The 25,507-nt window shown below is 30.6% G+C and carries 21 protein-coding genes; 17 read left to right on the top strand and 4 right to left on the bottom strand.

The genetic code is table 11. The annotated features are described in order from the left end of the window. The first annotated feature begins 45 nt into the window (after window positions 1–45). The 6 genes from IAE52_RS02290 (at window position 46) to IAE52_RS02265 (ending at window position 7,600) form a co-directional block, all read left to right on the top strand. Window positions 46–990 carry a carbohydrate ABC transporter permease gene (locus IAE52_RS02290; protein ID WP_109990994.1) on the top strand — a complete coding sequence of 315 codons (945 nt, stop codon included), beginning with the start codon at window positions 46–48 and terminating at the stop codon, window positions 988–990. Window positions 991–1,004: 14 nt separating this feature from the next. After that, on the top strand, window positions 1,005–1,847 hold the full coding sequence (locus IAE52_RS02285; protein ID WP_031560090.1) for a carbohydrate ABC transporter permease: 843 nt from the start codon (window positions 1,005–1,007) through the stop codon (window positions 1,845–1,847). Between the two features lies 1 nt (window position 1,848). After that, entirely contained in the window at window positions 1,849–2,982 is a 1,134-nt protein-coding gene (locus tag IAE52_RS02280; RefSeq protein ID WP_200136652.1) for a glycosyl hydrolase family 8, read from the top strand. 12 nt (window positions 2,983–2,994) lie between these two features. Next, window positions 2,995–3,621: a polysaccharide deacetylase family protein gene (locus IAE52_RS02275; protein ID WP_109990992.1), complete on the top strand. Its 627-nt coding sequence runs from the start codon at window positions 2,995–2,997 to the stop codon at window positions 3,619–3,621. A 28-nt stretch (window positions 3,622–3,649) separates the two neighbouring features. Beyond that, the gene (locus IAE52_RS02270; RefSeq protein ID WP_109990991.1) at window positions 3,650–5,644 is read left to right on the top strand and encodes an alpha-glucuronidase; all 1,995 of its coding nucleotides are present in this window, start codon (window positions 3,650–3,652) and stop codon (window positions 5,642–5,644) included. Between the two features lie 204 nt (window positions 5,645–5,848). Continuing rightward, window positions 5,849–7,600, top strand: coding sequence for a metallophosphoesterase (locus tag IAE52_RS02265; protein ID WP_109990990.1), 1,752 nt, complete (start codon window positions 5,849–5,851; stop codon window positions 7,598–7,600). A 129-nt stretch (window positions 7,601–7,729) separates the two neighbouring features. Here IAE52_RS02265 and IAE52_RS02260 read toward each other — a convergent pair whose 3' ends face one another. Both IAE52_RS02260 and IAE52_RS02255 read right to left on the bottom strand, forming a co-directional pair. Beyond that, the gene (locus tag IAE52_RS02260; protein ID WP_109990989.1) at window positions 7,730–9,019 is read right to left on the bottom strand and encodes a hypothetical protein; all 1,290 of its coding nucleotides are present in this window, start codon (window positions 9,017–9,019) and stop codon (window positions 7,730–7,732) included. Window positions 9,020–9,181: 162 nt separating this feature from the next. Next, the gene (locus IAE52_RS02255) at window positions 9,182–10,711 is read right to left on the bottom strand and encodes a helix-turn-helix domain-containing protein (protein ID WP_200136651.1); all 1,530 of its coding nucleotides are present in this window, start codon (window positions 10,709–10,711) and stop codon (window positions 9,182–9,184) included. A gap of 201 nt (window positions 10,712–10,912) precedes the next feature. Here IAE52_RS02255 and IAE52_RS02250 point away from each other — a divergent pair, with 201 nt between their 5' ends. The 11 genes from IAE52_RS02250 (at window position 10,913) to IAE52_RS02200 (ending at window position 23,265) form a co-directional block, all read left to right on the top strand. Next, window positions 10,913–11,296, top strand: a complete 384-nt coding sequence (locus tag IAE52_RS02250) for a helix-turn-helix transcriptional regulator (RefSeq protein ID WP_109990988.1) — start codon at window positions 10,913–10,915, stop codon at window positions 11,294–11,296. A gap of 175 nt (window positions 11,297–11,471) precedes the next feature. Continuing rightward, window positions 11,472–12,194, top strand: coding sequence for an EAL domain-containing protein (locus tag IAE52_RS02245; protein ID WP_187398353.1), 723 nt, complete (start codon window positions 11,472–11,474; stop codon window positions 12,192–12,194). After that, on the top strand, window positions 12,191–13,372 hold the full coding sequence (locus IAE52_RS02240; protein ID WP_109990987.1) for a GGDEF domain-containing protein: 1,182 nt from the start codon (window positions 12,191–12,193) through the stop codon (window positions 13,370–13,372). The genes IAE52_RS02245 and IAE52_RS02240 overlap by 4 nt, the downstream gene beginning before the upstream one ends. A gap of 198 nt (window positions 13,373–13,570) precedes the next feature. Further along, window positions 13,571–14,179 (top strand): exosortase family protein XrtG, encoded by a 609-nt coding sequence (xrtG, locus tag IAE52_RS02235; RefSeq protein WP_207186890.1) that lies wholly within the window; start codon window positions 13,571–13,573, stop codon window positions 14,177–14,179. Next, a complete protein-coding gene (locus IAE52_RS02230; RefSeq protein ID WP_187398352.1) occupies window positions 14,176–15,522 on the top strand; it encodes a TIGR03111 family XrtG-associated glycosyltransferase in 1,347 nt (448 codons plus the stop codon). Before xrtG ends, IAE52_RS02230 begins: the two co-directional genes overlap by 4 nt. Window position 15,523: 1 nt before the next feature. Further along, window positions 15,524–15,892 carry a 6-carboxytetrahydropterin synthase gene (locus tag IAE52_RS02225; RefSeq protein WP_058203122.1) on the top strand — a complete coding sequence of 123 codons (369 nt, stop codon included), beginning with the start codon at window positions 15,524–15,526 and terminating at the stop codon, window positions 15,890–15,892. Between the two features lie 10 nt (window positions 15,893–15,902). Next, window positions 15,903–17,447 (top strand): TIGR03766 family XrtG-associated glycosyltransferase, encoded by a 1,545-nt coding sequence (locus IAE52_RS02220; protein ID WP_109990986.1) that lies wholly within the window; start codon window positions 15,903–15,905, stop codon window positions 17,445–17,447. Window positions 17,448–17,690: 243 nt separating this feature from the next. Next, window positions 17,691–18,440 (top strand): Firmicu-CTERM sorting domain-containing protein, encoded by a 750-nt coding sequence (locus tag IAE52_RS11680; protein WP_187398349.1) that lies wholly within the window; start codon window positions 17,691–17,693, stop codon window positions 18,438–18,440. Between the two features lie 387 nt (window positions 18,441–18,827). Beyond that, window positions 18,828–20,402 carry a zinc ABC transporter substrate-binding protein AdcA gene (locus IAE52_RS02210; RefSeq protein WP_187398348.1) on the top strand — a complete coding sequence of 525 codons (1,575 nt, stop codon included), beginning with the start codon at window positions 18,828–18,830 and terminating at the stop codon, window positions 20,400–20,402. A 299-nt stretch (window positions 20,403–20,701) separates the two neighbouring features. Then, on the top strand, window positions 20,702–22,663 hold the full coding sequence (locus IAE52_RS02205) for a MucBP domain-containing protein (protein WP_109990983.1): 1,962 nt from the start codon (window positions 20,702–20,704) through the stop codon (window positions 22,661–22,663). A gap of 74 nt (window positions 22,664–22,737) precedes the next feature. Beyond that, entirely contained in the window at window positions 22,738–23,265 is a 528-nt protein-coding gene (locus tag IAE52_RS02200; protein ID WP_103054791.1) for a DUF805 domain-containing protein, read from the top strand. 65 nt (window positions 23,266–23,330) lie between these two features. Here the strand turns inward: IAE52_RS02200 and IAE52_RS02195 are convergent, their stop codons facing one another. Together IAE52_RS02195 and IAE52_RS02190 are read right to left on the bottom strand one after the other, a co-directional pair. After that, entirely contained in the window at window positions 23,331–24,716 is a 1,386-nt protein-coding gene (locus tag IAE52_RS02195; RefSeq protein ID WP_200136650.1) for a Xaa-Pro peptidase family protein, read from the bottom strand. Then, window positions 24,709–25,470, bottom strand: a complete 762-nt coding sequence (locus tag IAE52_RS02190; RefSeq protein ID WP_109990981.1) for a DeoR/GlpR family DNA-binding transcription regulator — start codon at window positions 25,468–25,470, stop codon at window positions 24,709–24,711. The genes IAE52_RS02195 and IAE52_RS02190 overlap by 8 nt, the downstream gene beginning before the upstream one ends. Window positions 25,471–25,507 lie beyond the last annotated feature (37 nt).

Genomic DNA, 25,507 nt, shown 5'->3' with positions numbered 1-25,507 from the left:
AAGCAAGGACTATGTTTGCTTCTCTTTTTATAGTAAGGAGATAAAATGGAAAACACTAAAAAGAGTATTCGAAAGAAAAAATCAAATTTCGAGAAATATAATCGTTTTGGTTATTATTTCTTAATTCCATTTTTTGTGGGATTTTTACTTTTTACACTTTATCCAATGATTTATTCAATTGCGATTAGTTTTACCAGTATGAATGGTTGGCAATCTTTTTCAGATGCAACTAATGTTGGCTTACAGAACTTTATAACATTACTGACAAGCACTCCGCTTTTTATGAAAGCACTGGGTAATTCAGTAATGCTTTGGATTTTTACTTTTATTCCGCAAGTGCTTTTAGCTTTAATTTTAGCAGCTTGGTGGACGAATAGAAAACTAAATTTAAAAGGAAGTGGCTTTTTTAAAACAGTATTTTATTTACCAAACATGATAATGGCAGCTTCTATTGCAGCCTTATTTGGTGGGATATTTGGCTATCCAACAGGTCTTGCAAATCTACTCTTACAAAATTTGCATCTCATTAATCATCCTTTTAATTTCTTTCAATCGGTTTGGGGGACAAGAGGGATTGTAATCTTCATTCAATTTTGGATGTGGTATGGTCAAACCTCGATTGTTTATATTGCAGGGATTACATCAATAGATGAGGGACTTTTTGAAGCAGCTCGAATTGATGGAGCTAGTGATGGTCAAATATTTAGACGAATTACTTTGCCTTTACTGAGACCCATTGTACTTTATACCTTTGTTACTAGCTTTATTGGTGGTTTGCAGGTCTTTGATATTCCTTTTATTATGACCCAAGGTGGCCCACAAAATGGAGTTTATACTCTGTCCATCTTTATTTATAATCAAGCCTTTGCTTATCGTAATTATGGCTTAGCTTCAGCAGCCTCTGTACTTTTATTGATTATTTCCGCTGTTGTTTCTATTCTTATGTTCCGTGGATTTAGAGAAAGAGTAAATATTGGAGGTGAAGAATAATGGAACCTAAAAGTATGAGTAAGCAATTAAGAGCACGTCGAACATTGATTTACATCTTTTTTGGAATCCTGACTTTATTAAGTTTAATTCCATTTATTTATATGTTAGTGAATTCCACGCGCTCTTTAGTCCAAATTACTTCAGGTGTTTCACTTTTACCAGGAAGTTCTTTGGCTCATAATTTACAAATATTAAAAGGTTATGGGATGAATATGTGGCAAGGAATGGGAAATTCAGCTTTTATTTCCATTACTTCCACAGCTATTTCTGTTTATTTTTCAGCTTTATCAGCTTATGCCTTAACGGCTTATGATTTTAAAGGAAAGAAAATAATCTATGGTTTTATAATTGCTTTGATTATGATACCGGGGCAAGTGTCAATGATTGGTTTTTATAAATTCATGATTCAGTTAAATTTACTTGATAATTATATTCCATTAATTTTACCTGCAATATGTGCGCCAGCATCCATCTTTTTCCTTTGTGAATATATGAGTACAGTTTATAACAAAGATTATGCTGATTCAGCCAGATTAGATGGGGCCAGTGAGTTGAAAATTTTCCATAGAATTATGCTTCCAATGATGAAACCGGGTTTAGCAACAATGGGTATTTTTGGTTTTATTTTCTCTTGGAATAACTTTATGATGCCATTAATTTTGATCACTAATCAAAAACTATATACCTTACCGATGCAAATACAGGTATTAACCGCAAATGGTGGTGGTGGTCACGTCGTAGAATGGGGAGCGGTATATGTCGGCGTTTCGATTGCAATTGCGCCTACTATTCTCGCTTACTTGCTACTTTCACGCTTTATTATAGGCGGTGGAAATGCAGGAGGTGTTAAGGGGTAACATGGAAAACTTATTACTAAAAGTTGCACCAAAAGAAGAAATCGACAAGAAACTAGAGCATGTCTTTGAAACGCTCTTTGGTCAAGCTTCTCCTGAACGTATTTATTTTGAAGAAGATGATATGTCATATATTGTTGATACGGGCAATGATGATGTCAGAACGGAAGGAATGTCTTATGGGATGATGATTGCTTTGCAGTTGGACAAACCAAAAATATTTTCTCAGTTATGGAAATGGGTGAAAACCTATATGACAGTACCTAAAGGTCATGAAAACGAGGGATATTTTATCTGGTCTTGTGCACCAAATGGTCAAGCTAATAGTGACGGTCCAGCTCCAGATGGAGAAGAATATTTTGCGGCAGCATTATTACTGGCTGAAAAGAGATGGAAAATCAAAGAATATGGGGATGAAGCGAGGGTTTTACTTCATGTGATGGTTCATAAAGGTGAAAATCAAGATGGCTATCCTATGTTTGAACCAGAAAATACCTATATTAAGTTTGTGGCTCATCTTCATATGACTGACCCTTCTTATCATTTACCTCATTTCTATCAGCTTTATGCCAGATATGGCAATCCAGAAGACTCAGCTTTCTTTCTCAAAGCTGAAGAGGAAGCTCGTAAGTTTTGGCTTAAATCAGCAAATGCTAAGACTGGATTGACACCAGAATATGCGGATTATGAGGGAAAACCTTATGATATTGATGGTGATTGGACTTTCTTTAGTGATGCTTATCGGACGGTTGCCAATATTGGCTTGGATTGGCTTTGGGAGCACGAAGAGATTGGACAAAGTCAGATTGCCGTAAATATCCAAAAATTCTTTGAGCCTTATCTTGAAAATGATGAAGAAATTCCTGTTTTTAAAATTGATGGTCAGCCTTTAAGGAAAGAAGAACAGACCGCGGAAGGCTTCCCGCCGCTAAAAGTTCATCATCCGATTGGTCTTTGGTCAACTTTAGCTCAAGCCTCACTTGTCACCAATGAGTTTAATTCCACTTTAGCTTTGAAATACCTCAAATACTTCTGGAATTTGAAGCTTAGAAGAGGGAAGTATCGTTATTATGATAATCTCCTTTACTTTTTTGCTCTTCTTGCTTTATCTGGAAATTATCAAAAAGAGTGGTCATGAAAGGAGAAGAGAGTGACAAAAGAAATTGCCCTAACTTTTGATGATGGGCCTTGGGGAGCAAGGACGCTTTGGGTGCATGACGAACTCATAAAGCGACAAATTCCAGCAACTTTCATGATCTGGGGTGAGCATATGGCAGATTATCCTGAAATTATGAAAGTAGCAGTAGAAAATGAACTTTTTACTTTTGGAAATCACACATATAGTCATCCTCATTTGACTGGCTTATCGGAAAAAGAAGTTTTGACAGAGCTTAAAAAGACTGATGACCTCTTTTATCGACTGACAGGTTTGACTTTTGATTTTGTTCGTCCACCATTTGGGGATTGTGATACTCATACTTTATCTCTCATTAATCGTCCGATAATCTGTTGGTCTTTGGATACAATGAGTTGGGATCATGGTGATCCGGCTAAATGTTTTGAAGCTATCCATAATGCTAAAGATGGCGATATTGTCTTGATGCATGATTTTCAAGAAGCTGATGTTTTTGCTTTGTCTGCTATTTTAGATTACCTACAAGAAGAGGAGTTTACTTTTAAATCGATTCCTGAGCTTTTGGGGACTCAACTTAATGATGAAGCTTATATCTACTACTCAAGGGATAAACGGAAAAAAGTTGGTTTTAAAGGTATTTGACAGTAAGTTTAGATAAGAAAGGGAGAAAATGACGATTGATGAAATGTGGCTGAAGTCTTCAGTCTTGAAAGAACGACTGGCCAAAGAGATTTTTTATGTTGATGTGGCATTTGAAGATAAAATTACGCTTCGTTTGCGCTCAGAAATCAGTGAATGGTTAGGCTGTCAACTGACAGGAGAAAAGTCAAAAGCAACAGTGGTCTTGTCAGTAAAAAGTGATCTGGATGATAATTTAGAAGCTTATGAAATCAGAGAAAATGAGATTATTGGTGCTTCGTCAGTTGGTTTGCTTTATGGATTTTATGCTTATTTGCGTTTAAAACTAACAGGGGCCAAATTATCTGAAAAATCAGCACCTAATCAAGCTTTGCGGATGATAAATCACTGGGACCAAGTGGATGGTACTATTGAGCGTGGTTATGCTGGTGAGTCTATTTTCTTTGGTCGCTTCGGTTCAAATGATAACACAGACACAGGATCCTTTGCTGTCAAAGACATTGGAACAGATATTTTTCGTAATGATTTCACGCGCTTAGAAATGTACGCTCGTTTTCTTTCTTCCATTGGAATTAACGCAATTTCACTAAATAATGTGAATGTTAGAGCTTTGGGAACAAACCTGATTATCTCGCCTTACATTGAAAAAGTGGGTGAGATTGCTAAACTTTTTGCGACTTTTGGTATCAAGACCTTCTTAGCTATTAATTGGGCAGCACCAAAATTGATCGGTGGGCTAAAAACGTCAGATCCCTTGGATGAAAAGGTGTCTGCATGGTGGCAACAAACTATTGACCATATCTATAATGTCATTCCTGATTTTGGTGGTTTTGTTGTTAAAGCAGACTCTGAGGGTGAACCTGGTCCTTATCAATATGGCCGAAATCATGCGGACGGAGCCAATATGCTTGCTAAGCCTTTTAAAAAATATGGAGGAATTGTCATTTGGCGAACTTTTGTATATAATTCGCAAACGGATTGGCGGACTCGTAAGAATGACCGAGCTAAGGCAGCTTATGAAAACTTTATGCCCCTTGATGGTAATTTTGCGGACAATGTAATTTTACAGATTAAATTTGGTCCTATTGATTTTGGAGTGAGAGAACCTTTGATGCCCTTGTTTGGAGCACTTAAAAAAACTAATCAATTAATGGAATTTCAAATCACAGCCGAGTATTTAGGACATCAAATTGACTTGAACTATGTTCTTCCTCAATGGTTAGAAATGATTCATTTTGATAACTACGGTCAGCCAAAGGACACAATCAGAGCAAATTCTCCTATAGAGACAAACTCAGGTTTTGTTGCCATTGGTAACGTGGGAATGGATGAAAATTGGTGTGGAAACAAACTAGCCCAAGCAAATTTTTATGGTTTTGGTCGAATGGGTTGGAACAATGATTTAACAGCAGCTAAGATTTTGCAAGAATGGATTGCGTTATCTTTTCCAGAAGTAAAAGAAGAGGTAGGAAAAGAGATTTTTGAGCTCATGATTGATTCTAATCGAACTTATGAACTCTACAATGCACCACTTGGTGTGGGTTCAATGATGGTTCCTCATTATCACTATGGCCCTTCCATCAATGGGTATGAGTATGATCGTTGGGGAGCCTATCATTTTGCTGACCGCAATGGTCTTGGAGTTGACCGAACAAGTGCGACAGGAACTGGCTATGTTAGTCTTTATGCCCCGGAAGTAGCCAAAATTTTTGAAGATAAAAGTCAAACTCCAGATGAAATTCTACTTTTTTTCCATTATGTCGAATATGGACAACTTTTAAAAAGTGGAAAAACATTGATTCAGACCATTTATGACCAGCATTTCGAGGGACTGGAGCGAGTAGAGTCATATCTTAAAAGTTGGCAGTCGTTGATTGGAGAAATTGATGAGCCAACTTATAATAATGTGCTTGAACGTTTAAATCTACAATTGGAAAATGCCAGAAATTGGCGAGACCAAGTTAATACTTATTTTTATCGAATGTCGGGTATCCCAGATGAAAAAGGTCGGGAGATTTATCGGTAATTTTAGAAAAATAGCTAGTATCATATACTAGCTATTTTTTAGTTTATAAGATTGATTTTACAAGCATTTTTAAATTGCTTATCTGATATAATGGATTTAGATAAAAACAGGACATAATCTTTAATTAAATCTAATAAAATTTTACTGATGTTAAAGAGTTAAATTTATTAAGGTTAGTTAATAAAATAGAAGGGTTTAGATGACTTGAAGGCTAAAAATGAAATTTCTAAAGAGCGAAAAGAAACCGTAGAAACTGCGATAGAAATTAAACAAAATAATCTTGAAATCAGTCAAAATTTATTAGAAGGTCGATTTGAACTTTATCCAGAAAATCGTCGTCGTTCAGTCAATAAAGTTATTTATCAGAGCCAGTATTTTCAATTAGTTTATAATTTAAATCACAAATCTTTAGCAATTGAGAGTAAAGGGGATTTAATCTACTCTGCAATTCCTTATGATACAGGAAGAAATTATATACAGAAAGCCTCTATTCAAGCAATCTTGCATCCGAATGAAACAAGAAAATATATTGAAAGTCATGAAAATAATCTAAAAAAATATTTGGCTTTATCTATTTTTCAATTAACAGGACAAAGAGTTGCACTTGATTCCAATGAAGTAAAGCAGGCTTATCAACAAATTTTTATGGACCCTTTGTTTGAAATGCAAGTCTTGGGAAGGATGATGCAACATGATGAAACGGGCCCTCTTTCTGCTAATCTGGCTGGAAAATTTTTACACAGTGAAAATAGAAAAACTGGAATTTCGCCTTATTTAGCCGAATACTTGAAATTTGTTGTTGAAGTGACGCAGAATTTACCGATTTCAACGGATGGTAAAAATGTTCATTTGCTTGATTCTGCCCATGAACAACCAAAAGAAAATGTTTATCTTGATCAAAGCAAGAATTTAGCACTTTCAAGTCAGTCAGATTTGAAAGTTGGTTTAGAAAATCTTCCTGCCCCACTTAAAGTAGAAATTGAAAACATTCAAATTGCTGAACCTATTAAAGAAGTGGTGACCAAACCACTACTGAAATCAAATGTGGGTAATCAATTGAGGAATTTACGGAAAAATTATGTTGCACATAGTCAAAATCCTAAAGACCTTGAGCAGTACTTTGAAAATGTTCATTCTACTGAAGATAATAATAAAATTAATGTTATTTCAGATATTGATAGTCAGGATGGAAAACTTCCTTTCTCTAATCCTAACTTCAATATTTTAGTAGGAAATATCTCTGATTCTGTAGTTTCAGATTCAAAAATACAAGGAATTTATGTTATTGGAAATCATGAGTTATCAGATATTCTTTCAGACCAAAAAGTTTTTTCTAAAAGTCAATGGGATGATTTTAGAGAAAAAGAATGGTTTAAGGATTTAGTTTTAGACCCAGATCAGGCATGGCCAAAATTACCAATAGGGGATAATTCCTTTTATGAACTCATAAAAGAGGAGTTAGCGCAAAATTATCCCAAAATGAAGATATTAAATAATGAATCGGTAATTTATGAGGGAGTACGTTATATTGGCTTAACCATACCAGTGGCTCTTGCAAAGCGAAAGAAAGAACTGCAAAATTTTATTGCTATTGAACTGAAAAGACTTCTTGCTCAAGATAAACAAATTCCAACAGTAGTTGTTTCTCATGCTCCATTATTTAATGAATTAAGCATGCTTTCACCAAAGAGCAGCTCCTATAACAAATCTTATAAATGTGCTCATAGGGGGATATTAAGTTTATTCGAAGATTTTAATATTATTGGAGCCATTCATGGCCATCATCACATTCCAGCCTCATCAGGTCAATCAAAAATGGTCAAATTTTCTAACAAAAATATCTTTGTAGTCTGTTCCATTTATTCAAAAATTAATACAGGATTTGAGCTTGCAAAATTGTTACCTGATACGATTATGGAGAAACCTTTAGGACTTAAGAAAGATAAAAATTATTAAAATATTTACAAAAGAAGAATGAAAAAAATTTATAGTAGGAGTTATATTGTTTCTCACTCTCTTATCGTGAGAGATTTGGTAAAAATCGAGAGAAAAGTAAATGTGAATGCCTACAACTTTTATAGTCAACTAATCATACTTATGATCTTCTTTACGAGCTTTAAGGATACATATTAAAGATATTCCGATGAGAATGAAATGGACAATATTTTCCTGAGTCCTTAAGCTTTTTGTACCATTTGCTGGTACAAAAAAATTAAGTATCTCTTGATTGTTGTATATCGATAAAAACCCTATCATTAACATGTATGTAAATTGGAAGAAAAACGAACCAATGGAAGAAAATTGATATTTTTTTATAAAAATATTTGAGTCTTGCATATATATTTTGCCATAAATTGTGTTAATTCTATTATTTTGTAGTCCCAAAAAAACAGAACAAATAAAAATCCCAATGAGAAATGAGAAGGAATTCAATGTCAGAAGTAGACCAAAAATACAAATATAATAAAGGTAAGAACCAATAATTTTAAAAAAAATACTCCCAATTTCAAAGCCTAGTAGATAAAGACAATATATTAAAAAAATTTGTTTTTGACCTAGGTAAGATAAACTATAAAAAGGAGTATAGAATAATACAAAAGACATTATAAATCCTCGGACAGAAGCAGGTATCATATATGGAGTATTAATCTTTTCTTTGTATAAATGCCTTAGCACTAAAAAGATTATTATACTAACCAATAATAATGCTACTATAACTGATGACTCAATATATATTGCCCTAGCGTATCTTTCGATAAATAGGAGAGAAAGTAGTAGAAGGAACAAAAAAAGTTGTGTAAAAAGTTTTGTACTAGTTGAAACAGTCACACTTATAAGATTTTTATTAGTATTAAGTGTATGGCTAAGTGGTATAAGGACAGATAAATATAAAAAGGATAACAATATAAAAATAAAACAATATATTTTAGTATTGTAAGAAATCCAGAAGGTCAATAATATTATAACTAATAATAGACCACTTTTAATCCAATCATTCTTTTTTATTTTGAAATAAGGCAGTTCACGTATTGATAAAAAGTAGGGCCACCCCCAACTAGATGCAATACCTAAAAATATTCCACCCAATACTAAAAACATAGGACTTGTAATATAAAAGCAAGAAATTATATATCCCAAAATTTCAAAAACTATTGATAGTATTAGAAGTTGTTGGTTAGTTTTTTTTAGAATTGGACCTAAAAATACTCCTGATCCTCTTAAACAATAAATGAGAAGTAAAGGAATAAGATAATAATAACCCTTACCATTCTGGCTATAAATTTCAAAATAGATAGCAAAGGGTAGAATAATACTAATATTTGCCAATAAATTTAAAATAGGAATAAATAAATTTTTGCTAAAGATGTTTATCATAGGATTTTTCCTTATAGATGGTAATTTTAATGTGAAGACTTCAAACTAACTAGGATGTCTATAAAATACAAGAAATATTAGATAAAACTATAAATCCTAAAAAAGTTGAACGGAGATATTATTCAGTATATAAAACTAGCATATTATATCCATTTTCTAGATTTAATTGAGTATATCAAGTAGATTTATTTTTTTTTCATGAATTATTTTGCAAGCTTCTAATATTTCAAATTTATCTCTTTCTTCAATTTGTGGAAATATGAATACTTTTGGAATTTGAGAAGTGCTTTCACTATACAAGTTTACATATAAACCGGTTGAAATGATTAAATCTGTTTGATTCAAATTTGAGATTTCTGTACTAATTTTAATGTTATATTTAGTAGCTAATATAGAATTTAACTTTAATATAATTCCTTTCTCAACAAATGGAGGGGAGTCAGTTATAAGCATAATATTTATTTCAGGTTCAAAATCCATTGGTGAAAATTCTACAAGATATGCTTGAGTAAGCCTAAACGTTAATGATTTTATAATTCCTTCTTGTGTATTAGAAGTTGACCTAACTATATTTTTTTGTATAGTGGGTAATAACGTTGGGAAGTTATCATAAGAAAATTTAAGTAAATTTAAATCCTGCAAATTAAAGTATGCGTGCTTAAATAGGAATACGGAGATATAAGAGGATATGATATGCGATAATAAATTTCTTCCGTTTTCAGAATTAATATCCCATGTTGGATGTTTTTTTTTTATAAAAATTAAAAAAGAGATAATATTATAAAAAGTACAAGGAGCTTTTTTTTCTAAAATATTCAAAGTATAAAAGAGTTTATCTTCAAACTGATAGAATTCTGGAAAAGTGTATAAAAGAATTAGATTAAATTCTAATTCTACAGTACTTAATTTAAAATAATTATGCAATGTTGCTGCTAATTTAACTAAAATATCAGATTTCCCAGTTAATTCTTTATAAAAATTAGGGAATAAAGAACTTGAAAGTTTATTGTTATGAGCTCTTGTTGCATTTACAAGTAATAGATATAAAAATAGATTTTTTCTGCCTTCAGAGATACTCAAGGGGAGATTCTTGAATAAGTCGCCTTTCAATTTTTGAATAATTTCTTTATCCATCAATTCAAATGGAAATTTTAAACCATTGTATATTCGCCACAGAATGCTAGTAAAACAATAACGAATGATTACTTCATTACCGTTTAAAAAAATTTCATTTTTTTTCACACTAAGTCTGATATCTATAAATTTAAATATGTAATTTATTTTTCGAATAATATTTTTTAGGGTGCTTTCGCTGATATAATATTTCGCACAAAAATTCAAAAAATTGATAGATGATGCATGAACTAGCTCTAATAATAGTTTAATAGCGTCACAAGACTCTAAAATTCTATATCTTAATTCTAAAAATTCTATTTTATTTCCCAAAAAGGTATAGTTATTTGATTCGGAATCTAAGACAAAGGCCGTATTTTCTGAGGAATTAATAGAAAGCTCATTTAATTCTTTAATGTATTTATATATCGTTTTTTTTGATACGTTAATTTTATGAGAGAGCGATTCAATCGTATATCCATTATATTCGCGATATAGGGCATTTAATATTTCTAATTTTATAGTAATATCCCTTGAATAGAGAGCTTTTAGTGGTAATTCTTCAATGACTTTAAACATATTATTCCTAATTGATTTTGCAAATTTTATATGATAAAGTATAGCCTTTTTTTTGAATATTTACAAGATTTTATAGGTAGTCTATATATTTTTTTAATATAAAAAAAGTAATAACTTAGAGGTAAAAATTTAACTCTTCTTTAGCCATAAAAGTTGTAGTATTAAATATACTTAATTTTTAATCTATAGGAGAACTAGTAGATGTCGTGTAATAAAATATTTAGTGAACGTTTGTTCAAATTGATAAATGCCACTGGAAAATCTGTAAATCAAATTGAAAGAGAGTTAGGTTACTCAAGGAATGCCATAAGTAACTATAAAGAAGGTTCAGAACCATCAGGAACTAGGTTAGTTGAACTAGCAAATTTTTTTGAAGTAACACCTGATTACTTAATTGGAATTAGTAATGATTCACAGACAGAAAGTTTAAACATTAGTTCCTTTTTTCAAAAATTAACATTAATTGAAAAAATGGAATTAGGAAAAGTTTATCAGGAATGGTTATCAAATCTTCTTAAGTCAGAATGTTCTTTAGGCATTAATTATAATGTAGATAACATTCAAAGAGTAAATAAAGCAGAGTGAAAATTTTGCTTTTGTTAGAAGGTATTTTTCTTTGGAATAATTTATTATTTTCAATTAGTAAATTTATCTAAAATTTAATAGTAATACCTTAAAGCAATGCTACAAGTAAAATTAAGCGAATATCATAATTATATATTAGTGATAACTTTGTTAAAGCATAAAATAAGGAACATAAATGGTGAAAAAACAAATACAAATAAAAGATTTAATTTTTTTTAGGCAAGAGATTATCAGTTATCCAAATGATGGAGAAGTCAAGGAGTACGAGTTGTTATTACGTGCAAAAAATGACGGATGTTATATTTTTCCTGAAGAATTGTTTTATGAAATTATTGAAAATAGAAAATATCATGAAATATATATTTCTCATATCTGTAAAATCCTTAATAATATATTTAAAAGAAAATCGTGCATCTATTCTCTAAATATAGATTATCAAGAGTTGTACTACCCAGAAACTATAGAATTTCTAAGAGAATTTAAATACAAGGATAATCTAAAATTAGAATTAACTGAAAGAATACCATTATATAGGGATAATCCATATGAAGAATTTGTTCCAGTTGAAATAATTAAGGAAATATTTAATCTAGGTTATACCATTGTTTTTGATGATTTTCTTTCAGGAGTTAATACTTTTGAAACTTTATTTATGATTGAACAGTTTATATCAAGAGTAAAAATATCAGCCTTGCCTTTTAAAAAAGTATTATCTCAAAAGGAATTAGAAAAATTTCTTTTTTCTGTTGTTAATACAATAGGTTTTCTTGGTAAAGAGATAGTAATAGAGGGTGTCGAGGAAGAAGAGGTAATTCAAATATTTCCAGCAGAGTGGAAGCAACAAACTTATTTGTATGATTGCCCTCATTTTTTTGATTATTTTGGAGATGATTATTGAATTATATTAACGAAGTTCTAGGTAATCATTTTTTTATAAAATTGTTTTTGATTCCAAGCATTTTAGGCGGAATATATATATCTAAAAATATTATTTATAAAAATCAGCTAAATGTTAATAAATATGTCGCCTACCTCTTATACTCTAGCAACTTTGCCCTTTGGATTTTCATTTTGAAAATGCTGTATATTGAAATAAATCAAGTCTCTGAGTATGGATATTTACTCAGCGATGTCTCTCTTTTATTTATCGCAATTGCTGTTGACTATTTCATAGTTTCTTCATATCAATTTATAGAATTTACTGTCATTCCTTTGTTGCTGGGTTTTTGCTTATTTTATGCGTTTAGTTATGGTTTGAATATCAAATCTATTATATTTATAGGGATTTCTCTAATAACTTTTTGGTTAACATTGTATGTAATATCCAAGTATAAAGCCTCCCTAATGGATAGTATGTTTAATATAGCATTAATAAGTTTTAGTATTTGGTTCTCGGATATCATGTTATCGATATCTAAGTTTCCATTCAACCTAATATACTCAATCGGTGTTTTTTTTAAAACTTTTATGATCTTACTTTTTTCTAAATTTTTATTTTCAATAATATCTTCTATTGTGGAAGATTATTCTAAGTTTAAAAAATATACATATATTGATGCATTAACAAATGTTTATAACAGAAGAAAATTTGAGGAAGTAATGGAAGAAATTACTAAGAGTGACAGAGTAAAGAAATACTCCTTAGTTATTTTCGACGTAGATCATTTTAAAGAAATTAATGATACATTTGGACATAATTCGGGAGATTATGTTTTAAGAGAAATATGTTACTTAGTTGAAAAATTTTTAAGAGAAGTTGAGGAGAACGGTCAATTATTTAGGTATGGTGGTGACGAATTCTTTTTAATTTTTAGAAATAGATCAGGAAGTGAAATAAAAAAAGTTATGGATCAGATTGTAAGAAAAATTTCAGTTGCTAGATTTAATAAGGACTCTTATGAGATTAATGTTACTATTTCTGCAGGAATATCAGAAATTAGAGAAGGTATGAATATGGAACAAGCAATTTCATATGTAGACAACAATTTGTATATCGCAAAATCAAAAGGGAAAAACGGTTCTTATTATGATAAGAAAAACAGGGATACAGAGCAGATAGGATCAGTTAAAATATAATTGATAGGGCAATTGAACTAGGTAATTGAAAATAAAAAATAAAAATATTATTTATAGATTTATTTTGTAAAAGATTAACAAGAAGTAGTGGTCTTATAGATTTTTGATTAATCATCGGTGTTTTATGTAATATTTGCGCTTATCTTTATTTTAGTTTAAATGATATTTTTGGGTAATTATAAAGTATAAGGAGAACTATTGAATAATTTAATATTTTTTTGGGGTATTCTTTGGATATATCTACTTAATGTTCTTAAAAGAAATAGGATGTCAGCCTTTTTCTTTATTTTAGGGAGTATAGGATTTTTTTTTATAATATTGGGTCTTAGTAAACCATATTGGGTATTCTTATTATCACACATAGTTGTAATGGGAACTAGTTTTTTTTGGAGTTGGACACATTGGGTACAAGGTAATCCAATGCATAATTTCCTCTATATTTTTGATTTTCGATCTTCAATTAGTATTTCGATTGATTATGAGTGTTCAGGTATTATTGAAAGCTGCGCGTATGTTTCTCTAGTTCTATTTTTCCCTGCTTATTCACGAAAAGAAAAGCTTCTTTATTCATTGATTGGCCTAATTTGGATATATTTTACTAATATAATTAGACTTTCTGTAGTAATTATTGTCGTACATTTTTTGGGAGTGAAGGCTTTTTATTTATCACATTCAATTTTAGGAAGAGTAGTCTTCTATATATCAATATTGATACTCTACTATAAAATTTTCACATACACACAAGTAACAAAAAATTCTATTATAAATTTCAAAAATTTCGGCAAAATTGGAGATATTAATAAATGATTGAATATTTAATAAATCTAGCGGTGAATCAAATGTTTTTTTGGATTACTTGGATATTAGTACCTATTATTATAGAGATAATTCCATCAATTATATCTGTTTCCAAATTGATGATGAAAAACTTGAGGAAAAAGAATGTAGAAACACCGGATAAACTTCCCTTTATTTCAATTGTTGTACCGGTATACAACTCTGAAAGAACACTTTATCAATGTATAAAATCAATAAATGATTCGTCTTATCCAAATGAGTTAATGCAGGTAATCTTTGCGGATAATAATACTAATCCAGATAAAAGTTTTGAAATATTTGATGAGGCCCATAATAAACATTTCCCAACAATGAATATGTACTGGATGAAAACAGAATCAGGAAAAGCAAAAGCCTTGAATGCTGCACTTTATGAGACGATTGGTACTTATATTATAAATATCGACAGTGATGGAATCCTAGAAAAAAATGCTTTAATGAATTTGATTTTAACTTTTGAAAATGACTCAGAGATATCGGCAATGACTGGTACAATTTTTACCCAAAAAGAAAAAATCAAAAGTACTAAAAATATCTTTTTGAAATTATTGCAAGTTAGTGAGTATTTTGAATATGCTCAAGCTTTCTTATCTGGTAGGTCAATTGAAGCTGACAAAGGGCAACTTTTTACAATGGCAGGGGCGTTCTCTGCATTCAGAAAAGAAGTTCTGTATAGCACTTTTTTATATAATATCAATACCGTTGGCGAAGATACAGACATGACATTTCAGATAAGAGAGGGGAAAAAAAAGAAGGTTGGATTTTGTCCCGAAGCTATATTTTTTGTTGACCCAATTGATAGTCTTGATAGTTTATATCTTCAGCGTCAGAGATGGCAACGAGGTGAAATAGAAGTGACTGAAAATTATATGGGAGAAAATGCAATAATCTCAAATTTTTTTAAAAATTTCATGGTAAGAAGAATGATGATTGACCATACGTTTGTATTCCCTAAGATGATATGGATGTTTGCGAGCATAATATTAATAATGTTTGGTTACTCATTGACAGTACTTATTTTTTCTTATTTTATCATTTACTTATTATATATTTTCGTAGATTTTTTGAATTATATTTGTGCTCATATGCTTCTAAGGTCATTTAAAAAGGAGTTAAAATTTTATTCAAGATTTTGGTGGGTAATTTTTATTTTACCTTTCTATACTTTTATTTGTTCATGGATAAGGCTGGTAGGAATATTAAATACGATGACCAAGTCAGCACAATGGAATTCTCAGCGATTCACTGCGGAAATAAAATTAATAAAAAGCACAATTTATAAAGATATAAAAAAGTTATTTAAAGGAGATTAAAATGAATAATATGAGAAAAAATTATAAATTAAAATTTTATGTAAATGCAAGTCATGCTATTCGTTGGGAAAAGGGCGAAGGAAAGCAACATAATCACACTTGGGAAATTATTTGTGAAATAACGACGAAGAATGACCATATGATCGTTTTCTCAGATATTGAAAAAGCAATAGAATTATATTTTCATAAATTTTTGGGAGTTTTTTTAAACGAAGTCTATCCATTTGATGAATTAAATCCTACACTTGAGAATTTTGCAGATTTTTTATTTAAAGAAATATCAAAATTGGTAGAAAGCTTTGCAGCTGAACTAATTAGAATAGAGGTTGGAGAAACCCCCGTTCGTTTTTATTGTATTACAAAAATTTGAGGTTAATATTATGAAAAAATTTTTTTCTTTTTCTAGCAGTACAATAACAACACTATTCAGCTTTTTTTTATTATTAACATGTTATTTTTCTATTTTTTCACCAAATTTAGTTATTGGAGACAATCCAAAATATGGACAAAGCACAACTCTAGTTACAACTTATTTTATTTTGAGTTCTATAGTTATTTTTGTTGGAATTATAACTTTTGATAATGTAAAAAAATTTTTTAGATTAATATTCATAAAACACAAATTTTTATCATCTGTTTTGATGTTATTTGGAGTAATTCTATTGCAAATAATATTTATTTTTTATGTTCATCCAGAGGTAGGTTGGGATGTAGGGATGCTTCACTATGCTCAAGCTAATAAAAGTAACGCTCAGAATCCAGAGGTTATAGGATATTTTAGTTCAAACACTAATAATTTATTTATTGAGTTATTAATGCATAAGCTAGCTATACTTTTTGGAAATCATACCTGGATATTTTTTGATTATTGCACCCTATTTTTGGTTGATTTATCAGTATTATTAAATTTATTAACAATATCAGTTATTAAAATTAAAAAATTATCTATTGCCATTTATAGCCATGCTTTATTTTTGCTTTTCTTTCCATCAATAATAATTCCTTATACTGATACATGGGTTTTACCGTTAGTCTCGGGTATGCTATTGATATATTTTTTAATATTATATAAGAAAAATTTCATTATAAGACTTTTTTTGAGTGTCGCTTTAGGATTAACACTAGTAGTTACTTATAATGTTAAACCATCTGCAATTATCCCAATTATTGCGATGACAATTATTGAGCTATTATTCATGGTAAAAAGCGGTAAAGTAAAAATTACTCTTAAATTTATAGCTATAGTAATATTAATTATTACTTCAAGCATACTATCTGAAAAATTTATCCAGCAAAAAGTATGTAATCAAACCTTTATTCGAATAACCAAAGGGAGGGAGATTCCAGCAATTCATTTTATTAGTATGGGAGTATCTGGAGAAGGAGGTTATAACGCAAAAGATGCTTTGATGATGTCTATTCTTCAAACTAAGGAAGAACGTGTTAAATATTCCGAAGATAAGCTGGTTGAGCGCTTAAAAGGTAAAGGGGTATTTGGTTATATCAAGTTTCTTTTACAAAAACATTCAAATAATACCTCAGACGGAACTTTCGGTTGGTTAAAAGAAGGAGACTTTTTTAAAGAATCAAGATCTCCCTCCAATACTAGTATATCTGGTAAGATAAAAAACTTTTTTTTGCTTTATGGTACGCACATTGAAGATTTTCGAATGATTACTCAAATTATTTATATTTTTTTCATGATTTTGATTTTATTTGGTGGCAATGATAAAGAGAAAAATATTTTATTTCTTAAATTATGTATTTTAGGGGGATTTTTATATCTCTTAGTATTTGAAGGAGGGCGAAGTAGGTACTTAATTCAATTTTTCCCAATGTTTATGTTGCTTTTTTCCCTTTCATTTTCAAAATCATTTGAAAGGATTAAGAGGTTCTTCATATGCGAAGTAAATGAAGAATTTTAAAAATAAATAAATTAATTTTTAAATTTTCAATATTTAAGCGGAGCGTATTGATATAAAGAGTTACTTTTAAGATTATGAAGAAAATATTCCGTAAAATATTAATGCTCTAATCAATTATCTTCTTCCCTACCTATAGCTCATCTGAATTGTTAAAAAATATAAATTATATGAAAGGATTTATTCCTATTCACATAATTTGAAAAAACTATTTTCAAAATAAAACAAATTAAAAGGAGAAAAATCGTGAAAAAAAAGGTCATTTATTTGATATTGACTCTTACTTTACTAATGACTTTGCAAAGTAAGATTAATGCAGATAATTTTGAATACAATAATGGAGATTTAAAAATAAGAATTGACGGAAACTTTTCTGATTGGAACTCATTTCCTGAAACAATAATTTCTCAATGGAACCCAACTGATAAAGTAAACCAAAGAATAGCTTATAAATATGGAAGATTAGTTTCTGATAGCGATAATATATATTTTTATATTAGAATGGCAGAAGCAGGTAGTAATACATGGATGGTTCCTGCGGTTTATCTTTTAAAAGTCGGAACTACAACATTTGCACTTCAACTTGCAAATCAGAATGGAGATAGTGTTTCAATTGATTCTAATTCAATCCCAATTGATAGTATCAAGGAATATAAATTAAGAGCACAAACTCAAGGAGGAAGTAGCAAGACTATTTCGACAAGTGACAGTGTTATACAGGATGCCAATGCAAAAGCAATTATTAAAAGAACCTCAAATTCTTCAAGCGATAATCAAACAGGATTCACAGATGAGATGGAAGTTAGGATTCCATTTAAAGATTTAGGACTTACAAATAGTAACATGAGTCAAATTATAACGTTACAAAATTATAGTTTAGGAAACCAAGCCTTATCAACAAGTGGGGGAAGTACGGGGCCTTTTTTGCTTACAGTTTTAGGGGGGGTTATTGCGATAATCGGGGCACTAACATATAGAAAAAAACTAAAGAATTGACTTTGTAGTTACCCATTTATAGGTTATACTTTGAAAAAGTTTATTCTATGTTTAAAAAATATCTATTATAATAATGGATTTATAACACCCTACTTGCCAAAAAAATATTTATTTACACTTTTTGGAAAAGGTACTCTTACCTCAATGAGAAAATTAAATGAATAATCTAAAAAGATTTTGTAATTAAGTCTTTATTTGTAAACTTAAATTACTTAACCGGTTGACAAATTATAAAACTTTAGATATACTTAACTGGTTAACTATATAAGGAGGTGTCTTTTGAAAAGTGAAATTTAATAGAAATTAAATATTTTTTTGACTATAAAGTTAACCGGTTAATCAACTACTAACTGGTTTGATATTTATCTCTAGAGTAAATGAGTAAAGATGATTATTTTTAGGAGGATTTTAAGAGTGAACTTAATCAAGTATAAGAAAAAATGGATTATTAGTGTATGTTTAGGATTAGTGGCTTTAATATTTTTAGCTGCTTGTCAGAATACAAATTCAAAAGAAAATGAAAAAAACGCCAGTTCAAAACTATCAGTTGTTACCACTTTTTATCCCGTTTATGAATTCACAAAGAATGTTGTGGGTGAGGCTGGAGAAGTATCACTATTAGTACCAGCAGGTACAGAGCCTCATGATTATGAGCCTTCAGCAAAAGATATGTTGAAAATTAATCAATCAGATCTTTTTGTTTATCATAATGATAATATGGAAACTTGGGTAGGAAAGTTGAAAAATACTTTGGGAGAAAAATCGCCCAAGATCATCGAAGGAACAAGAGAAATTGTTTTACTTCCAGGTTCTGATGATGAGCATGAACACTCAGAAAACGAAAGTGATCATCATCATGAGTATGATCCACATACTTGGCTTTCACCAAAGATGGCGATTAAAGAAGTAAAGATAATTGAAGCTCAATTAAAAAAACTCTATCCTAAACAAGCTAATCTTTTCAGTGAAAATGCTGAAAAATATGTTAAAAAATTAAGTAAACTTGATCAAAAATACAGTGAAGAACTAAAAGATGCTAAGCAGAAAAATTTTGTGACTCAACATGCTGCTTTCCGCTATTTAGCATTGGACTATGGTCTTAATCAAGTGTCTATTGCAGGTTTAAATCCTGACAAAGAGCCTTCAGCTAAAAGATTGGGGGAATTAAAAAAATATGTTGAAGCTAATAGTATTCAGTATATTTATTTTGAAAAAAATGCTAATGATAAATTTGCCAAAACACTCGCCAAAGAAGCAAAAGTAAACGTTGAGGTGCTTAATCCATTAGAAAGTTTGACGAAGAAAGAACTTTCAGAAGGCGGGAATTATATCAAAGTTATGGAACAAAATTTAATAGCACTTAAGAAAACAACAGAAACTGAAGGAAAAGACATTCAAGCAGAGGAGAAAAGTAAAGAAGTAAAAACGGTTGCCAATGGTTATTTTACTGATGCTGATGTAAAAAAACGTTCCTTAAGTGATTATAGTGGAAATTGGCAATCTGTCTATCCTCTCTTGGAAAAAGGAACATTAGACCAAGTGTTTGAGCTTAAATCAAAAATTAATAAGGAAATGTCAGCTGCTGACTATAAGGATTATTACACAAAGGGTTATAAAACGGATGTTGACCAAATTTTAATAGATGATAAAACGATGAGTTTCGTTAAAAATGGGGTAAAAGAGAGCTATACATATCAATATAAAGGCTTCAAAATTCTAAACTATAGTAAAGGAAACCGAGGGGTTCGCTATTTATTTGAATCAAATGATCCCAAAGCTGGTGAATTTAAATATGTTCAATTTAGTGATCATAATATTAGCCCCGTAAAGACAAGTCATTTTCATATTTTCCATGGTGGAGAAAGCCAAGAAAAAGTTTTGGCTGAATTAGAAAATTGGCCAACTTATTATCCGAAAAAGTTGACGGGCTTTGAGATTGCTCAAGAAATGATTGCACATTAGTAGCGTGTAATATAAAGATAATTAAATGTTGTTAAATCGTAAAAAAGTTTTTCAGAGCAAACTGAGAAACTTTTTTTTACTACAAATTAGAAATTGCAATAAATTAATTAATTAGTTTACCATTAAGAATAAAAGGGGTAAAGTGAACAATAGATAAAGTTAATAACGGTAGAAGTACTAAATGTAATGAATAGTCTAAAATAGTATTGAAATATATATGTTTTAACAGTTTTGAAATGCATTGACATGAAAACGCTTGTGTGATAAGCTGTAACTTAAACATTACATAAGGAGTTATTATGAAAAAGATACATTTAAATAAATGGAAACATAAGAGTAGTCTTTATCTTATGCTGTTTTGTTTGTCTTTACCATTGGCCTTAACACCCTTAAGTGTCTCGGCAACTGAAACAGAAACTGAAACTGAACAAACAGCACCAACAAGTCAAAAAGATGCTTCTGAAACTACATCTGAAAGTCAAACGGTGGAATCCTCTACTAATGATCAAAACCAAAATAATTCAACGATTTCCTTACCAGAAAGTTCTTCTACTACTAGCTTAGCGCCTTCTGAAAGTCTGACTTCTGATTCAAAAAAATTGGCGCAAAAAGAGGAAGTAGTTGCCTCAACAACGGTTGCTGAACCAAAAGCAGCAGCAAGTTCTACAATCTCTGTACCAGACCCAAATTTAAAACAAACAATTTTATCAACTTTAGGGCTTGCAACGACTGCTGAACTGACTCAGACAGATATGGATAAATTAACGAATTTAACTTTAAATTCAGTAGATATTTATAGCCTAGTTGGACTTGAACATGCAACTAATCTTTCATCAATTTATATTAATGTCAATAACAAAATCACAGATTTTACACCATTAGAATCATTAACCAAACTGACATTTGTTACCTTACAAACTAGTTCATTAACCAGCGATAACTTTCCAAATCTTACAGCAAGTCAGGGTTTGACAAATTTGTCAATTGGTGGGACTAGTGTGGATAATTCTGTATTAGCAAAAATTGTTAATTTAAAAGCTTTAGTAAGACTTTATATGGATAGTAATATGAATATTACAAACATTGAGCCATTAAAAGTTCTTCCGAATCTAAAGAGTCTTAGTGTTCAATTTTGTGGAATCACAGATTTTACTGTCATCAAAGATTTTCCAATAATGTCTGACTTGGCAGCATTTGGCCAAAATACTGGAAGAAATGATCCTCCAACTACGGTGACAAGATCGAGCTTGAAATATAATGAAGATGAGCAAAGTGTTTATATTCCATTTTCAATGATGCCTAATCGAATGACGAATTTTGATGGTTATATTCCACCTTTTTCAACTTCAAACTCTGCCAGTAATACTTATTTTGATTTTAATGGAACTCAACTTCCAGCCAGTCGTTTGCAAATAGATGACAATGGAATCACTATCAATTCAGTTAGTCCTGAAGAATATCAAGGAATAAAATCTTTTGAGTATAATGCTCGTTTAAATAACCCAGCAGGAACGTATGCAGTTCCCGATGGCTATACGTTTTATGCAATATCCTCAGGTACTTATTTACATCAATTTGATGTCGTTGATGATGGAGCACCAGTCACGGTTAAGTATCAAGATGAAAATGGTCAAGAACTAGCACCGTCAGAAGTTTTAAATGGCTATGTAGGAGCAACTTATAATTCAAAAGAACTAAGTTTCCAAGGATACTCTTTAATTAAAGTGGATGGAGATGCGACCGGTAAATTTACGGATAGTCCTCAAACAGTAACTTATATTTATCAGAAAAATGCTAAGATACTTGGTCAAGTGACGGTCAAGTATATAGATACAGATGGTAAATCACTTTTCGGTGATGTTATTCAGACAGGGAATATTGGTGAAACTTATCATACAGAAAAGAAAGAACTAACTGGTTATACTTTCAAGAATATAATTGGTAATGCCTCTGGCCGATATACTAATAGCCCTCAAACAGTAACTTACGTTTATGAGAAAAATGCTAATCCTAATAAACCAGAAGAAGTTATTCCAGATTCTAGTAATAAAAATAATTTAAATCCAGACTCTAGGGAGAATGAAACAACGAAAGGGTCTAAGACTGTTAAAGATAAAGAATCAGTTGTAACTTCTAAAGAAAAGAATCTACCTGAAACAGGTGATAAAGAACAAGGAATGAAAAAAATTACTTTGTTTGGTTCTTTCTTACTTATACTTGGTTCACTTGTGCTATTTATTCGATTTAGAAAAGTAGATTAATTATAACAATTATTTTATAAGAGCTTTGTTTTCTTAGCTCTTTTTTAATTAATATTGATAAAAAAGGAGGGGCAATGGTTGGAGAAGTTGTTTTAGTCAATGCCTATAAAAAATTTTTTAGAGAATATTTTAATTTTAAAGGTAAAACGAGTCGGCTGGATTTTTGGTATGTCATATTAAGTTTATTAATACTTTCGATCATTCCAACAGTCATTTTATCTTACTTAATTTTTGGTTCTTTAATGAATATTTCAGGTGGAGGAAATGTTCAAGAAATAATGGAGAGTACATTTCTTAATATACCAATTTTTATTATTGGAATCATCTATTTGTTTTTACTTATCCCAGTTATTACAATGACTGTTAGAAGATGGCGTGATGTCGGGTTAAGAGCAAGTGGCATAATTTTGATATTCTGTTTATTGGTGCTGATTGTGATTCTAGGTTTTATAATTCATCTGAAACAAAATATAATTATTGATGTTCTTATCGTTATAAGTTCAGCGATGTTTTTGATTACTTTAATGCCTTCCCAAATATGTTGTACTAATTCTAAAAATAGGATTAGTCAATTCTTTCTTTGCTCAAAAGGCGAAAGATAGTTTTATGTGAAGAAAAAAAGAAGAATTCTGCCGAATAGAATTCTTCTTTTTTATAAGTATTAACTTTATTTGACTTTCAAGGATTTCGACTTTTCTAAGAGGAAAGGTCTTAGGTAGCCCACTGTATTTGATAAAGGAAGCACATCTGGACTTAAATTGATGTTTAATTCATTTATGAGGTAGTTTCTTCGTGTTATAATTCTTTGCCATAGTTCGGGATATTCATTTTTAAGTTCATTTTTAAGTGACTGATCAGCAATAGCTACGCATTCTTCAGCACTTACGCCTGCTAAACCTTCTACAGATGGAATAATGTCAATTTGAAAAATCATTCCACTAGCAATTTTCACTTTTGAATTTTTATAGAAAGGAGAGGCCATCCATTCTTCATCAGCGACATAGTGCCCTGGATTTAAATGCCAATTGTAATTTGCTTTTGGCAAATTATCATCAATCATTTTATAGAAATCATTTCCCGACATCCCGATGGAAATATTTTCTAACCATGAAACGACTCCTTTATAATAAGGAATGACAATATCAGTGAGATAATGCTTTTGGTTATCTGGCAATTCTTTTTCTTCATTGACTAAAAAACCGGTTCGACTAGACAAGCCTCCTTTGAAACCTGTTGTCATTGAAATTGGTTCTCCAAAGTTTATTTTTTTATAGGTTGGATAGAAGTTGGCTTTTTTAAATCTTTCTCCAGAAGCTGCAATTGTAATTACAGAATGGGCTTGCCCTTCGTCAGAGAGTATTGCGCCAATTTCACTTTCTTTCATTCCTATTTTAAGCTGATTCATGGCATTTAGAATGCAACGAGAGGCAAGATTAGCTCCATATTCATAATGCGCGAGTTCGTTTGCATTGTTTATCGTCCGAATTCCTTTTGGACCAATGAGGAGTTGAGCAGCGTTAGTTAAAATTGTATCTGTTGAGAGTGAATTCTTTACTGCGTCTACGATAAAGTAGGGAAGATCAAATAATTCTGAAGGCTCTTCATTTTGTGTTGTAAACATCTTCCAGCCAATCAAGCCAATTTTTTTGTTTTTATAAAGTTCTAACTCCTTAAAAATCTGAGTTAGACTTTTTTCGTTATCCATGGGTTGATTTGGCAAAGAAAATTGAGGGTAATGAATAAGGTTAGCTTCAATTCTTGAGTGTTTAGACATTTTTAAATTCTCATTACCCAAAACAAGCGTGGCTTTATTATTTTTATCAATAATGAGTAATCCTTCCTCAAAACGTGGAATAAATCCAGTAAAGTATTCAAAATTGCTGCCATGTTCTTTGTCTGCATAGATAATTAATGCATCGTATTGTTCTTTAGCCATTATTGTTAAAAGCTTTTCTTTTCGGTCCTTTAATGTTTTGTCAGTTAGTGTAACCGGTGGAACATTATTAAAGAGCTTTGGTTCGTTTATTTTTTCGTAAACAATTTCTTTATTCATTTATAGTCACCACTTTCACATTATTATCATTTAAATTATTCATCAATTCACCTTCAATTTTTTCATCGGTGATGAGATAGTCTATTTCTTTTAAATCACAAATTTTAAAGAATCCTTCTTTATTAAGTTTGGTATGATCTGCTAAGGCTATGACTTGCTTTCCTTGTTGAATCATTTTTCTTTTGACGAGGCCTTCCTCTTCAGTATGAATAAATAAACCATTATTAGAAAGAGCGAAAACGCCTAAAATTGTAAAATCAACTTGATATTGAGAGAGTTTTTCAACGGTTTCCGCGCCGTACAAGAATAGTTGATTCTTGTTTAATTTTCCGGGAAGAAGTTGTACAGTTGCCTTCTCATACTTCGAAAGTAATATTGCATTGGTGAGGGAGTTTGTGATGGTTGAGATAGAGAAGTTATCAAGTTGTTTTATAGCAGCTTCGACGGTTGTTGATGAATCAAAAATAAGAGTGCTATGATCTTTTATGAGATTTTTTATTTTACTTGCTATTTTTTTCTTTAAACTGTTGGAAATATTTGAGCGTTCTTCATAATTCAAAATCTCAGCCTCTTTGCCGATTGGAATTGCTCCACCATGAACTCGATGCAATTTTTTTCTGGATTCTAACTTTATTAAATCTCTCCTAATTGTATCTTTTGAAACTTCAAGTTTTTGAGCTAGAAAATCAATTGTGGCACTGCCTTCTTTATCAATGATTTGGCTAATTTTGGATAGTCTTTCTTCTAATAACATTCTCTCTCCTTTTTAACTATCATAACACAGTACACGA

Origin of the sequence: Lactococcus sp. S47, assembly GCF_016517475.1 — a bacterium.
GTDB lineage: Bacteria > Bacillota > Bacilli > Lactobacillales > Streptococcaceae > Lactococcus > Lactococcus lactis.
The sequence above is the reverse complement of the archived record's forward strand: the minus strand, read 5'-3'. Positions and strand labels throughout refer to the sequence as shown.